The sequence below is a fragment of the Paenibacillus typhae genome (genome assembly GCF_900099765.1).
Taxonomy (GTDB): Bacteria; Bacillota; Bacilli; order Paenibacillales; family Paenibacillaceae; genus Paenibacillus_AQ; species Paenibacillus_AQ typhae.
On sequence record NZ_FNDX01000029.1, the window covers coordinates 39336 to 53740 of the forward strand.

Sequence of the window (14405 nt, forward strand, 5' to 3'; positions counted from 1 at the left end):
GGCTTTTTTTGTACACGGCTCTACATAGCTGCCCACGGAAAAGTTTTTTGTGTAAGGTACTTGAAATCGCTAACACATAGTTTTATAATATGGTTATCGAAACGATTCGAGCGAAAGGTTGAAGAACAACTACAATCCGGAAGCCTGATACGGTTAAACGGAAGTGAAAGCGTTGTTAATCTCGTTTCAATGACTGAATATCAGGTTAATAATATCCTGAATGCGTTTTTAAGGCGAGAAATGATGTGTAGTAACTCGAATTTTTTTTCGAAAATAATCGAAACGTTTCGATGAAAGGGCTTTATTTCATAGCAATTTCAAGTTTGGCACACACTACAACAGGGGTGAAAGAAGAATGAAAAAGAAAACCGGAGTTAAGATTGCAGCACTACTGATGAGCTTTTCCTTGGTTGCAGCAGGCTGCGGCAATTCAAACAATTCTGCTGCCGGAGACAGCAAAACGTTGAAGGTATGGTTTATGGGTACAGCGGATACAGTTGAACCGATTGCTGAAATGTATGAAGCTGCGAATCCCGGCATCACAGTAGATGTGCAAGCGATCCCTTGGGATACGGCGCATGATAAACTGCTGACAGCGGTAGCATCCAAAAACGGCCCTGACGTTGTTCAGATGGGTACGACCTGGGTTCCTGAATTTGCAGCTGCCGGTGCCCTGAAGGACTTGACCCCTTATATCGAACAATATCCAAGCATGAAAGCGGAAAACTTCTTTGAGGGTGCTGTTGAAACCACAAAGTATGAAGATCAGACAGTAGGTATTCCGTTCTATGTAGAGACACGTGCTATGTTTTACCGGACGGATCTGCTCAGTGAAGTAGGTTATCCAGAGGGTCCCAAGACCTGGGACGAGCTGAAGGATGCCAGCAGAAAGCTGGTCGAAAAGGGCGGAGCCGGTCATTATGCCCTGCCGATTGAAGGGAAAGATTCTATCTATCCTGTCATTTTTGCCTGGCAGAACGGCAGTGACATTATTGATGCCAACCGCCAGCCACAGTTCAATCAGCCGGCTTATGTTGAAACGGTTGACTTCCTGAAAAGCTTCTATGATGAAGGGTTATCGCCAAAAGGCACAGACCTCGACACCGTTGCAGCATTTAAAGACGGCAAAATGGCCATGTTTATCAGCGGACCGTGGATGATCCAGACCGTTAAAGATAAAGCTCCTGAGATTGATGGTAAATGGGCTGTGACTACACTCCCTGCAAAAGTAACCAATACTTCCTCTATCGGCGGCGCGGACCTGTCCATCTTTAACTACAGCAAAAATCCTGACGAAGCCGCCAAGTTCATTGCGTTCATGGCTGAACAGGAAGCACAGCTGAAATACTATGAAACTTCGAACTCCATGCCGGCCCTGAAGGCTGCCTGGTCCAACGAAGCGCTTAGTGATCCGATGATTGCCGCTTTCGGTAAACAGCTGGAAAATTCACGTCCCGCCCCTACCGTTAAAGAGTATGAAGAAATTGCCCAGGCGGCAATGGCTGCCTTCGAACAAATTACAATCGGCGGTGCTGATACACAAACTGAGCTGGATAAGCTGAACGACAAGGCTAATGAGCTGCTCGGTAACAAATAAACAGGCTTAATGCCAACAGGCGGACTGCCGGGATCTCGCCCTGAGGCTGAGGTTCCGGCAGTCAGCTTGTTTCTCTTCCTGACGGAAGAGAGGGGATAGAAAGGGAAAGGGTGTGAGGCAAGTGAGCTCATTGGTGAAGCAACTGAACAAGCATAAGGTTCCATATTTGTTTATCGCTCCGGCAGTCATCCTGCTGACGCTGTTTTCGATCATTCCGATCATCATTGCACTTGTAATCAGCTTTACGGATATGGATCTGGTCGGCCTTGCGGATTATTCGAATATCAGCGGGATCGGCTTCAGCAACTATATTGATATTTTTAAAGATCCGATTTTTCTGAAGTCAATGTACAATACCCTGATTTATGTAGTGATAGGAGTACCCATGGTTGTCATTGCCTCCATCGCCGTTGCTTTGCTGCTTAACTATGGTACCGGCTGGCTGTTCAAAAGCTTCCGGGTTATCTATTATATGCCCTCCATCACCAACATTGTGGCGGTAGCAGTGGTATGGGGCTATCTGTATAACGGGTCTTACGGATTGTTTAACTACGTACTCTCCTGGTTTGGTTTACCGGCGCAGCAGTGGCTTCAGGACCCTGTTCTGGCTAAATTTTCGCTGATTTTGCTGGCGTTCTGGAAATCAATCGGTCTGAATATGATCATCTTCCTGGCAGCTCTGCAGGGGATTCCGCGTTCCTATTACGAAGCGGCTGAAATCGACGGTGCGACCGGGTGGAAAAAGCTGCGCTACATTACAGTTCCCCTGCTGGGGTTCGCTACTTTCTTTGTGACCATTACGACCTTGATCGGCTGGATCCAATTTTTCGAAGAACCGCTGGTAATGACCAAGGGCGGACCGCTGAATGCCACGATGTCGATGGCGCTCTTTATTTACAATAACGGGTTCCAGCTCAGCAAATTCGGTTATGCGGCCTCCGGCTCATTCGTGCTGTTCATCATTATTATTATTGCGACACTGATCCAATTCGCGGTCAAAAAGAAAGAAGTGGAATATTAAGCTCCGGCCGAACGCCGATGGCTTAAGAAGGAGGAAACGGGCATGGCTCTTAAAATGAAGAGAGTGGAAAAAGGAATTATGATTACGCTGCTCATCCTCGGAGGACTTCTGATGATGGTGCCTTTTATCTGGATGATCGGATCATCCTTTAAGCCTGAAAATGAATTTACGGTTATCCCGCCGACGCTGTTCCCGAACCATCCCACGTTTAACAATTACCGGGATCTGTTCGTTAAAATGGACTTTCTTGTCTATTTGAAGAACACGCTGATTATCGTTTTGTGTTCCTTTGTCGGGCTGTTCCTGAATGCAATGGCCGGATATGCGTTTGCCAAATTTGATTTTCCGGGCAGAAACAAGTTCTTCTATATTATCCTGGCAACCATGATGATCCCCGGCCAGGTGACGATGATTCCGACTTATCTGATCATCAATCAGATGGGCCTGGTGAATACCATGGCGGGAATCGTGCTGCCGGGACTGGTTGGCGCATTCGCGATTTTCCTGTTCCGCCAGTTTATGACGACGATTCCGATCGATCTGCTGGAGGCGGCAAGACTTGACGGTGCAGGCGAACTCCGGATCTTTTTCCAGCTGATTGTGCCGATTGTCAAACCGGTATTTGCCGTTCAGGGAATTCTGACCTTTATCGGTGCCTGGAACAGCTTCCTGTGGCCGCTGATTATTGCCAACGACGAACGGCTGTACACACTGTCAGTCGGGTTGTCACTGCTGAAGGGACAATACGGAACGGAGTTCGGGCTGCAGATGGCCGGCGCCGCCTTTATGGTTATTCCTATCATTATTATATTTATCTTCTTCCAGAAGCATATCATAGAAGGATATACGATCTCCGGCATAAAATAGTATAAGTAACCAATTGCTAGGCTCAGGAAGGATTGAATCAGATGGCAACAATTAAGGACGTGGCGAAGCTGGCCGGCGTGGCGCTCTCAACAGCCTCCTATGCGATGAGCGGAGACAGCAAGGTCAGCGCAAAGACGAGAGAAAAGGTGCTGGAAGCGGCACGGCAGCTTAATTATCAGAAGAACGGTTTTGCTATGGATCTGAAGCGGAGCCGGACTAATACAATAGCCCTTATACTGCGAGACTTGTCAGGCCCTTATTATTCGGAATTGATCCGCAGCATTCAGGACGTTGCCTTATCGAACTCTTATGATCTGATTGCCTGCAGCTCCATGGGCGGCAAAGGCTCGACAGCTGTCCGTTACATGATGGAAAAGCGGGTTGACGGGGCCATTGTACTGGCCCATAACATAACAGACGAGATTCTGCATGCAGCTGCCGGACCACGTTTTCCGGTTGTTGTTATGGACCGGCTGATTGCCGGTGAAGGGCTGATCAATGTAGTGGTTGACGGTGAGCAGGGCGGTTACAGTGCTACCCGGCACCTGATCGAGAACGGACACAGCTCCATCGCTTATATCAGCGGGCCGGCCGATTCCTATGACAATGCGCTGCGGTATCAGGGGTATCTCCGTGCGATGCATGAAGCCGGTCTTTCCGAAAAGGCCAAATGGAAGCTCAGCGGCAATTTCATCCGAGAAGGCGGCTATAAAGCCACTAAAATGATGCTGATGCAGGGCGAGCTGCCGACAGCGGTATTCTTTGCTAACGATGAAATGGCCGTAGGTGGGATGAAAGCCTTCGAAGAAGCTAAAATTTCTGTGCCGGAGGATATTTCTGTCATCGGATTCGACGATATTCAGCTGGCCGAGTATATTCATCCGCCGCTGACGACAATCCGCCAGCCGATGTACGAATCAGGCTCGCTCGCCGGCCATTTGCTCTTCCAGATGCTTAACGGAGATGCGGTTAATGATTTTTATAAGCTTAAGATTGAGCTGATGGAGCGGAAATCGGTTAAAATACAGGGTTAATCGGAGTGAATAACTTTGGCTTATATGCAGATGTCGTTATATTCCGAAACACTCGGAATGTCAACAGAAGCTGGAATCGTTCTTCCGCTTAATGCTCTTCCGTCTGCGGAACGGGGCGGAAAATACCCGGTGCTGTATCTGCTGCACGGGCTTGGCGGCGACCATACGGAGTGGACGAGAAATTCAGCAATTGAGCGTTACGCCGAGAGCAGAGGCCTGGCACTCGTATTGCCGCGGGCTGACCGCAGCTATTATACCGATATGAAGCAGGGCGGTGCCTACTTCACTTATTTAAGTGAGGAACTGCCCGGGCTTGTCCAGCGTGCCTTTGCCATTTCAGGCCGCAGGGAGGATACCTTTGCGGCCGGCATCTCCATGGGCGGTTACGGTGCCTTTAAGCTGGCTATGCGCCATCCGGAGCGTTATGCGGCTGCCGTGAGCCTGTCAGGAGGCCTGGATATTGTCCGGCGCGTGACCGGACCAAACGGCTTTCTGCCTGGTGAAGCCGACCGTATATTCGGCTCAGCGGATGAGCTGCGCGGCAGCGGAGAGGATCTGTTCGCGCTTGCCGTCAAGGCGGCAGCAGCTGAACCTCCGCCCAGATTGTACCAGTGCTGCGGCACAGAGGACTTTCTCTATGATGCAAACCGCGCTTTTCTTGATCAGGCGGTGTCAGCCGGCCTCAATATCACCTATGAAGAAGGTCCGGGAGGCCATGATTGGGACTATTGGGACCGGCAGCTGACAAGAATGCTGGATTGGCTTCCTTTATAGTATCTTTGCGGATTTGCCAAAGAACACGGCTTTTTGTCGAAACGAATAGAAACGTTTATGATTTTATGATATTAAGCATCCAATAAATCCTTATTTTAAAAGGAAATAATATAGAAAAACGATTCGAGAATAATTGTTTTGGTAGGGGGAATACAGCCATGACTGAGCATTTATACAACAAATATGTGAAGCAAATGACCCTTGAAGAAAAAGTTGCCCAGCTTCTGCAGCTGGCAGCTCCGTTCTATGATGAGCCGGGTGACGAATCAGAAATTACCGGTCCGATGGAAGAGCTCGGCATCGGCAGTGAGGCGGTCCGCAATGCCGGTTCTGTGCTCGGCGTAGCCGGTGCCGCCAAAATGATGGCGGTGCAGAAAGCGCATCTGGAGAATAACCGGCTTGGCATTCCATTGCTGTTCATGGCCGATATTGTCCATGGCTTTAAGACGATCTTCCCGATCCCTCTGGCAATCGGCAGCTCATGGAATCCGGAGCTTGCAGAGAAGAGCGCCGGGATTGCAGCCAGGGAAGCCGCTGTCTCCGGTTTGCATGTAACCTTTGCGCCTATGGTCGATTTGACCCGTGATCCGCGCTGGGGGCGGGTGATGGAATCGACCGGCGAAGACCCGTACCTGAACGGTGTATTCGCGGAAGCGTTTGTGAAGGGCTTTCAGGGGGATGATCTTGCAGGTGATCATTCACGTGTAGCTGCTTGCGTCAAGCACTTTGCCGCTTATGGCGCTGCTGAGGGCGGCAGGGATTATAACACTGTGGACCTGTCCGAACGTCAGCTGCGTGAATATTACCTCCCTGCCTATAAAGCCGCTGTGGATGCCGGAGCAGAGATGGTCATGACCTCGTTCAACATCGTGGACGGGATCCCGGCAACCGGTAATCGCAAGCTGTTGCGGGAGCTGCTGCGGGCAGAATGGGGCTTTGACGGAGTCATTATTTCAGACTGGGCCTCCATCAAGGAAATGGTCTCACACGGTGCGGCAGAGGATGATAAGGAAGCGGCATTCAAAGCGATCCGGGCCGGTGTGGATATCGACATGATGACAACCAGCTATCTGCATCATCTGCCTCAGCTGGTGGACGAAGGGCTTGTCGATGAAGCCCTGATTGATGAAGCAGTGCTGCGTATCCTGCAGCTCAAAGAAAAGCTTGGCTTATTCGACAACCCAATGCGCGGAGCTGACCCCGTGCTGGAGAAGGAAATCGTATTCTCCGCCGAACACCGTCAAGCGGCACGCGAGCTGGCAGAGAAGTCGAGTGTGCTGCTGAAGAATGAAGGTGTATTGCCGCTCCGTCCGGAGCAGCGGGTAGCCGTGATTGGTCCTTTTGCGTCCAGCGGCGATATTCTGGGCTGGTGGTCGTGGACCGGCTCTAAGGAGCATGCGGTGAAGCTCAGTGATGCCATGCGCTCAGTAATTGGCAATCCTGATCTTATTACAGTAGCCGAAGGCTCAGGCATTGAGACGATAACCGCGGAGCAGAAGGCGGAAGCGCTGAGTGCAGCTGAGGGTGCCGATGTGATTGTGCTGGCCCTCGGTGAAGCTTCCGATATGAGCGGCGAAGGCGGCAGCCGGACCAACATCAGGCTGCCTGAGGCGCAGCTGGAATTGATCCGGGACATGAAGAAGCTCGGCAAGCCGCTGGCTGTGGTATTGTTTAACGGCCGTCCGCTTGACCTGCACGGGGTGTACGACCAGGCGGATGCCGTGCTGGAAGCATGGTTCCCGGGCAGTGAAGGCGGGGCTGCACTGGCCGGCCTCCTGTACGGACAGGTGAGTCCTTCCGGCCGTTTGACCATGTCGTTCCCTGATTCAGCAGGACAGATTCCGGTCTATTATAACCAATTCAATACCGGCCGTCCCAAGCCGGAAGTGGAGGACGGCAACCGTTATATCTCCAAGTATATCGACGCTCCGAACGAACCGCTGCTGCCGTTCGGGTTCGGACTAAGCTATACAACCTTTGCTTATGAAGGACTGACGCTATCCGCCGACACGATGACAACAGGTCAGCCGCTTGAGGTAAAGGTGACGCTCACCAATACCGGCAGCGTAACGGGAACTGAGACTGTCCAGCTGTATGTAGGCGATATTTCCGGTGAAGTAGTCCGTCCGGTCAAGGAGCTGAAGGCCTTCCGGCAGGTTGAGCTGGCCTCTGGCGAAACCACTGAAGTAGTCTTTAATATCATCGAGGAGCAGCTCCGCTATCATCACAGTGACCTCAGTGTCGCCAGCGACAGCGGCAGGTTTAATGTATATGTGGGGGCTAACAGCCGTGATGTGCTGTCTGCCGGGTTCGTTTTGCTCAAGTAAACAAACAGACATAGTAACGGTGCAAAGCCGTAACAGATAAGGAAGTGAAGAGAAATGACAACTGCAACCGGCTCCAAGCTTACATTGCAAAAAGGCGGTCTTACCTTTACATTTCTGGAAAGCGGAGACCTTTATCAGGCGACAGGCGGGCAGATGATGATTAACCAGCTGCTGGCTAACAGCGTAGACGGTGCTGCGGGCAATCTGTATTTACGCCTGTACCATCCGGACGGTATTCAGGCATTTCCTCTGCTTGGTGTCAAATCAGGCAGCAGCTTCAGCCGTGACGGGGAGCGGCTTGTGTGGCAGGGTGAGATTCCTGTCGGTACCGGAGCCGAGGGCAGTACGGCTAAGCTGGGGTACCAGGTCACATTCACTCTGGCAGAGGAGGATGCCTGGTTCTGGGATGTACGGGTTGAAGGCAATGCGGCCTTGCTGGACGTTATTTATACCCAGGATGTCGGTATTGCAGCACCTGGTGCCGTAACCAGCAATGAAGCCTATTTATCCCAATATATCGACCACTCCGTTTTTACGGATCAGGAAGGCGGCTATGTCGTCTGTTCCCGGCAGAACCAGCCGCAGGGCGGAAAGTTTCCGTATCTGCAGCAGGGGCTAATCGGCGGGGCAACGGGATATTCCACCGACGGCTTCCAGTTCTTCGGCTTGTCCTACAAAGAGACTGACAGACCGGAAGCCCTGTACAGAGAGAGTCTTGCCAATAACGTATATCAATACGAATTTGCTTATACTGCACTGCAGTCTCCTAAGACGGAGCTTAACGGCGAAGCCGCCTTTACCTTCTACGGCTTGTTCCGGGAGGATCATCCTGCAGCTGTGACCGGACTTGAATTTGCTGAACAGCTGCGGGCTGCATGGAGCAGTGTTCGACCGCTTGTGTCTGTGAAGCCGTACAGCAGCCGGCCGCAGCGGACTGCGGCTTCTGCCCGGATCGGAACGCCTGTAGAGACACAGGAGCTGTCCGAAAAAGAGCTGGATAGCCTTTTCCCGCAGCGGTACCAGGAGGAACACGAAGACGGAAAGCTGCTGGCCTTCTTCACCGGCACCTATGAGCATGTTGTCCTTAAACGGAAAGAGCTGCTTGTAGAACGGCCGCACGGACATATCCTGATGAGCGGAGACAATGCACGGCTGAACAATGAGGTGATGACGACGACTTCTTATATGTACGGGATTTTCAATTCCCAGGTGGTCGTCGGCAATACCAATTTCAACAAAATGCTGTCCAATGCCCGCAATGCGCTGAACGTCAATAAAACGTCAGGCCAGCGGATCTATATCGAGCTGGACGGACAATTCCGTCTGCTGACCATGCCGTCGCTGTTTGAAATCGGCTTTAATTACGCACGGTGGCACTACAAGACGGCTGAAGATACCTTTATCATTACAAACTATACAGCGGTAAACACGCCTGAGATCAGACTGCATGTCCGTTCAGCAAGCGGAAAAGCCTACCGCTTCCTTGTCAGCAATCAGATAACCATGAACGTTGCTGAATATGAGCTGCCTTACCAGATTTCACAGGATAAGGATGGCGGACTGGTCTTCCGGGCTGCCGAAAGTGGCCTGAGCGCATCTGTCTATCCTGAGCTGGCCTACAAAATCACTGTGGACGGAGCAGCCTGCAGAGCGGGGGATGAATCGCTGCTGGCAGCCGGAGCTGCGCCGGGCAGTGCTTCCCTTGCGGTGCTTGAACTGGATGCAAGCTGTGAGTGGACACTTACCTTCCAGGGAACGCTGGACGGACAATTCCGCACTCCTGCGGCAGCCGGATTTGAAGCGGAGAGAACCGGTTACCGTGATTTTCTGGCAGGTGTCATGAACGGCTTTCAATTGAGAAAAGAGAGCGGGGAGCAGGCAGAGCTGTTCAAGGTAAATGCCCTGGCCTGGTGGTATACCCACAATATGCTGGTCCACTATTCCGTGCCTCACGGACTGGAGCAGTATGGCGGAGCAGCCTGGGGTACACGGGATGTATGCCAGGGTCCTGTGGAGTACTTCCTTGCCACGCATAAATATGAACAGGTACGGGAAATCCTGCTGACCGTATTTGCCCATCAATATGAGGATGACGGTAACTGGCCGCAGTGGTTCATGTTTGACAAGTACACTTCTATTCAGCAGGAGGAGAGCCATGGCGATATCATTGTCTGGCCGCTCAAAGTGCTGGGTGATTATCTGCGGGCAACCCGTGATTATGCGGTGCTGGAAGAACGGATTCCGTATACCCGGAAACACAGCTTCGACTTTACAGAGGCTGCCTTCACGTTGAGGGAACATGCGGTTAAAGAACTGGAATATATCAAATCCCACTTCCTGCATGATACGTTCTTATCCTCCTACGGAGACGGGGACTGGGATGATACGCTGCAGCCGGCGAATGCCCAGCTCAAGCAGTATATGGTCAGCAGCTGGACAGTGGCCCTGACTTATCAGACGGTTCTAGGCCTGGCTACAGTGCTCCGGGATGCGGACGCAGGCTGGTCGGACGAGCTGAAGCAGTTGGCTGAAGGCATCAAGGCCGACTTTAACCGTTATATGCTGGGCACCGAAGTAATTCCGGGCTTCCTGTACTTTGAAGATCCGGAGCAGGCCAAGCTGATGCTGCATCCGGAAGACAAGGAAACAGGGATCCAGTACCGCCTGCTGCCGATGACCCGCAGCATGATCGGCGAGCTGCTTACTCCTGAGCAGATGGAGGCGCACTACAAGCTGATCCAGGAACAGTTCCTGTGCCCGGACGGTGTGCGGCTGATGAATCATCCGGCACAGTATGCCGGCGGGGTAAGCACCCACTTTAAACGTGCGGAGCAGGCAGCTAACTTCGGCCGCGAAATCGGCCTGCAGTACGTGCATGCCCACATCCGGTTCGTGGAAGCGATGGCCAAGATCGGTGCTACCGATCAGGTCTGGAAGGGCCTTGCCACCATCAATCCGGTCGGTATCCGTGATAGCGTGCCGAATGCTGAGCTGCGCCAGAGCAATGCCTACTTCAGCAGCTCCGACGGCAAATTTGCCAACCGCTATGAAGCGCAGGAGCGGTTCCAGGAGCTGCGTGACGGTTCGGTTGCGGTCAAGGGCGGCTGGAGAATCTATTCCAGCGGACCCGGAATCTACATGAACCAGCTGATCTCGAATGTGCTGGGGATCCGTGAAGAAGGCGGCGACCTGATTCTTGATCCGGTACTGCCTGCCGAGCTGGACGGCACCCGGTTTGATTTTGAATACGGCGGCTCTCCTGTGACCTTTGTGTATCACTGCACAGGGGGCGGACTGCGCTCCGCTGCTGTGAACGGCAGGGAAGCAGAGGCAGTGCGGCTCGCTAATCCATACCGTCCCGGCGGCCTGCGGATTGCCCGTGAAGAGGTTCAGTGCTATGCAGGTGCTGAAAGAACCGTGATTGATATCTATATGTAACTAAAGAATAAGCGGCGCAGGCCGGCTTGTATCCGAAATGGAGACAAGCGCCTGCGCCGCTTTTATATGCAGCAGCTCAGTTTCTTTTAAACACAATATGATCCATTCGGCTGTTAACTAGCGCTGTTAATTGCCCGGCCATATATTCCGCAGAGTATTTAAAGCCGGTTTCTGCCCAATAATCAATGACCCCTACAGTGGCTGACAGCTGGTAGCTGAGCAGAATTTCATAATCGAGCGGGGGGCTGTTATCCTCCATCTCGATATGCATATCCTCACGCATGGATCTCCGCAGTGTATCGTAGAGCCCGACCGAAGTTTTCCCGCGCTGGGCGGAGCTTAAAGCAAGATAGTCCCGTTTGTGCTGCTCAATATGCTGAAAGAGCTGCAAGGTGGACGGATAAATACCCGTAGCCTCAATTTTCTCCATACCTTCATAAGGCAGCAGCAAGACCTCCGAGACATTCCGCAAAAAATCATCATGAATATCCCGGAGCAGATCCTCCTTACTTACAAAATGCTTATAAAAGGTTCCCCGGTTATAGTCAGCACGCTCAGCGATATCCATAATGGTTACTGCTTCATAGCCCTTTTCCAGAATCAGATCGACAAAGGCTGTCTTCAGTGCCTGCCGGGTACGCCTGACTCTCCTGTTCAAATCCTCTTCGCGCTCCAATGCCATCTGCCTCCGTAACATTCGTATCGTATCTTTTTATTATAACCGCAAGGTCAGAATAGAAAAAAGATTAACTGTTAAAAATTAAAGTGAACAAATAGCAGTAAAATGTTCAAAATAATGAATCCGGGGTTACATTTTTTGCTGAAGCGTTGCCTAGCCGACACTATCTTATATTTTGATTATTGTCACAACAAGTAAAACGGGTGTAAGCTTGTCTCAAGAGATAAGGCGATTTTGTTACAAAATCCTCTTACTCACCCACTTCAAAACAAAGGAAGCGAATCATAATGAGTCAATCACAAGTCAAAACAGCTGTCATCACAGGAGCCGCAGGCGGAATCGGAAAAGAGCTTGCCCGCCGCCTTGCCGAGCGCAAGCTGAATCTGGTTTTGGTCGATTTGAACGAGGAAGCGATTCATGCAGTCATTCAGGAGCTTGGCCTGGACGCATCCAACGCACTGGCCGTTAGAGCCGATGTCTCCAAAGAGGAGGATGTGCAGAATTATGTAAACCAGGCGGTGGCGAAATTCGGGACAATTGATTATTTTGCCAACAATGCCGGTATTGAAGGCCCCTCCGGACTGGTGGAAGAGCTGAATGTGAAGTCGCTCGATCTGGTGTATAACGTCAATGTCCGCGGCGTATTTCTTGGGCTCCAATATGTCATTCCTGTCATGAAAAAGCAAAAATCCGGCGCGATCCTCAACACCTCCTCACTGGCAGGCCTGATGGGTGCTCCGGGAATGTCTCCATACATTATGTCAAAGCATGCCGTCATCGGCCTGACCAGAGTTACGGCCAATGAACTGGCTCCATTCGGTATCCGTGTCAACGCCGTACTGCCGGGAACCATCAACACGCAGATGATGCGTAACATTGAACAAAATTCAGGCAGCGCAGATGACTTCAAAGCCGCTAATGAGGCAGCTACACCTATGGGACGCTACGGGGAATCGCAGGAGGTTGCAGCCGTTATGAACTTCCTGCTCTCCGAAGAAGCATCGTTCGTAACTGCTTCGCTCTATACCGTTGACGGCGGAATGATGGGACAGTAACCGGTTGGCTTAATAGAATACACTGCAAATCCAAAGAAATGTAGATTTAAAAATAGTGCCCGCAAAGGGCACTATTTTATTTTGGTTTGCAAAATACGTTGAACGCCCTACATTAGATGTCGATTATCCAACTAATGATTAGGAATGCAGAGTAATAGCAGAATTAGATGACGAAAATCCAACTAAACAGTTAAGTTCCATTAAAAATAATTCAGGCTCATCGCATCCCGTACTTCACGCATGGTTTCACTGGCAATGGCCCGTGTACGCTGTGTTCCGCTAATCAGAATCTCATCTACCAGCTTGGGTCTGGCCGCATAATAAGCCCTGCGTTCCCGCATTGGCGTGAACAGTTCCTCTAAACTTGCGGTGATCCGCTCCTTGCAAGCGGCACAACCGATGCTTCCGCGTTCACAGGCTTCCTGGATCTCCGCTGATTCCAGCGGGTTAAAGGCCTGGTGATAAGCGTAAATCGGGCAGATCTCCGGATGACCGGGATCATTTTTGCGTAAACGTGCCGGATCGGTCACCGCTCTTTTGATCGTCCGCGTTACTTCTTCAGTGGAAGAATCAAGGGTGATGGCATTGCCGAGGCTTTTGCTCATTTTAGCGTTGCCGTCTGTACCGATCAGACGCGGCGTTTCACTCAGCAACGCTTGCGGTTCGGCAAATACAGGCTTATACAGCTCATTGAATCGGCGTACGATTTTGCGTGTAAGCTCCAGATGAGGCAGTTGATCCTCTCCGACCGGAATGACGGTTGCTTTGCAGAATGTAATGTCCGCTGCCTGGCTGACGGGATAACCGAGAAATCCGTAATACATTTCATCAAAATGGCTGCTTTTCGCTTCTGCCTTCACTGTAGGGTTATGCCGCAGCAGATTTACTGTAACAAACATGGAAAAAAAGATAGTCAGTTCGGCAATTTCCGGGATCAGCGACTGGATATAAAGGGTAGTCCGCTCAGGATCAATTCCTGCGGCCAGATAATCGAGTGTGATCTCACTGATATGACGGCGGATATAATCCGGCCGCTCAAAATGGGTCGTCAGCGCCTGCACATCCGCTAAAAATACAAACGATTCATATTGATCCTGCAGCATTACCCTGTTCTTGAGACTGCCCGAGTAATGGCCAAGGTGAAGCTTGCCGGTAACGCGGTCCCCTGTGAGCATACGTTCTTTGTTCATTAAAATCCCTCCTGGTATATTTTATAATAATCCGTCGCCACCACCAGCCATCCTCCATAGCCATCACCCCCTTCAGCAAATAAAAAAACTCCGTCCGCTAAGGACGAAGTTATCGTTATGCCACCTTAATTAACCGCTTCGCTGCTTCTTCGGCAGGTGCCCGGTCTGGTCAATACGGTGCGGAGTCCACAAAAGATGTGAAGCTCGATACCGTTCCCGTGATAACGGCGGGATTCCCGGCATTTCCCTACTGCATCCTTGCAGACGGTTCGGAAAAGCAACTACAAAGTCCATTCACACCTGTGCCGGACACCGGTTCGCAGCAGCCACCGGCTCTCTGAAGTCCTCAATACAGGGCTACTTACCCTTTGTCAGCGTTGTTACTGATATTGTGGATAATAATAATTTAAGGAGCAGGTGGAG

General features: G+C 51.2%; 10 protein-coding genes. 8 read left to right on the forward strand and 2 right to left on the reverse strand.

All coding sequences use genetic code 11. The features are described 5' to 3' along the window. The first annotated feature begins 355 nt into the window (after positions 1 to 355). The 7 genes from BLR64_RS20360 (at position 356) to BLR64_RS20390 (ending at position 11058) form a co-directional block, all read left to right on the forward strand. Complete coding sequence (locus BLR64_RS20360; RefSeq protein ID WP_090716937.1) at positions 356 to 1597, forward strand: sugar ABC transporter substrate-binding protein; 1242 nt, start codon at positions 356 to 358, stop codon at positions 1595 to 1597. 121 nt (positions 1598 to 1718) lie between these two features. Beyond that, positions 1719 to 2618 (forward strand): carbohydrate ABC transporter permease, encoded by a 900-nt coding sequence (locus BLR64_RS20365; RefSeq protein WP_090716938.1) that lies wholly within the window; start codon positions 1719 to 1721, stop codon positions 2616 to 2618. A 42-nt stretch (positions 2619 to 2660) separates the two neighbouring features. Continuing rightward, positions 2661 to 3485, forward strand: a complete 825-nt coding sequence (locus BLR64_RS20370; RefSeq protein ID WP_090716940.1) for a carbohydrate ABC transporter permease — start codon at positions 2661 to 2663, stop codon at positions 3483 to 3485. A 41-nt stretch (positions 3486 to 3526) separates the two neighbouring features. Next, positions 3527 to 4519: a LacI family DNA-binding transcriptional regulator gene (locus BLR64_RS20375; protein WP_090716942.1), complete on the forward strand. Its 993-nt coding sequence runs from the start codon at positions 3527 to 3529 to the stop codon at positions 4517 to 4519. A gap of 15 nt (positions 4520 to 4534) precedes the next feature. Next, complete coding sequence (locus tag BLR64_RS20380) at positions 4535 to 5293, forward strand: alpha/beta hydrolase (RefSeq protein ID WP_090716944.1); 759 nt, start codon at positions 4535 to 4537, stop codon at positions 5291 to 5293. 158 nt (positions 5294 to 5451) lie between these two features. Further along, entirely contained in the window at positions 5452 to 7620 is a 2169-nt protein-coding gene (gene bglX / locus BLR64_RS20385; RefSeq protein WP_090716945.1) for a beta-glucosidase BglX, read from the forward strand. 54 nt (positions 7621 to 7674) lie between these two features. After that, positions 7675 to 11058, forward strand: coding sequence for a GH36-type glycosyl hydrolase domain-containing protein (locus BLR64_RS20390; RefSeq protein WP_090716947.1), 3384 nt, complete (start codon positions 7675 to 7677; stop codon positions 11056 to 11058). A gap of 76 nt (positions 11059 to 11134) precedes the next feature. On the opposite strand, the gene BLR64_RS20395 is transcribed toward BLR64_RS20390, so the two are convergent. Further along, complete coding sequence (locus BLR64_RS20395; protein ID WP_167360743.1) at positions 11135 to 11734, reverse strand: TetR/AcrR family transcriptional regulator; 600 nt, start codon at positions 11732 to 11734, stop codon at positions 11135 to 11137. Positions 11735 to 12024: 290 nt separating this feature from the next. On the opposite strand from BLR64_RS20395, the gene BLR64_RS20400 reads away from it, so the two are divergent. Then, on the forward strand, positions 12025 to 12792 hold the full coding sequence (locus tag BLR64_RS20400; protein WP_090716950.1) for an SDR family NAD(P)-dependent oxidoreductase: 768 nt from the start codon (positions 12025 to 12027) through the stop codon (positions 12790 to 12792). Between the two features lie 200 nt (positions 12793 to 12992). Here the strand turns inward: BLR64_RS20400 and trpS are convergent, their stop codons facing one another. Next, positions 12993 to 13982, reverse strand: coding sequence for a tryptophan--tRNA ligase (gene trpS / locus BLR64_RS20405; protein WP_090716952.1), 990 nt, complete (start codon positions 13980 to 13982; stop codon positions 12993 to 12995). Positions 13983 to 14405: the final 423 nt, after the last annotated feature.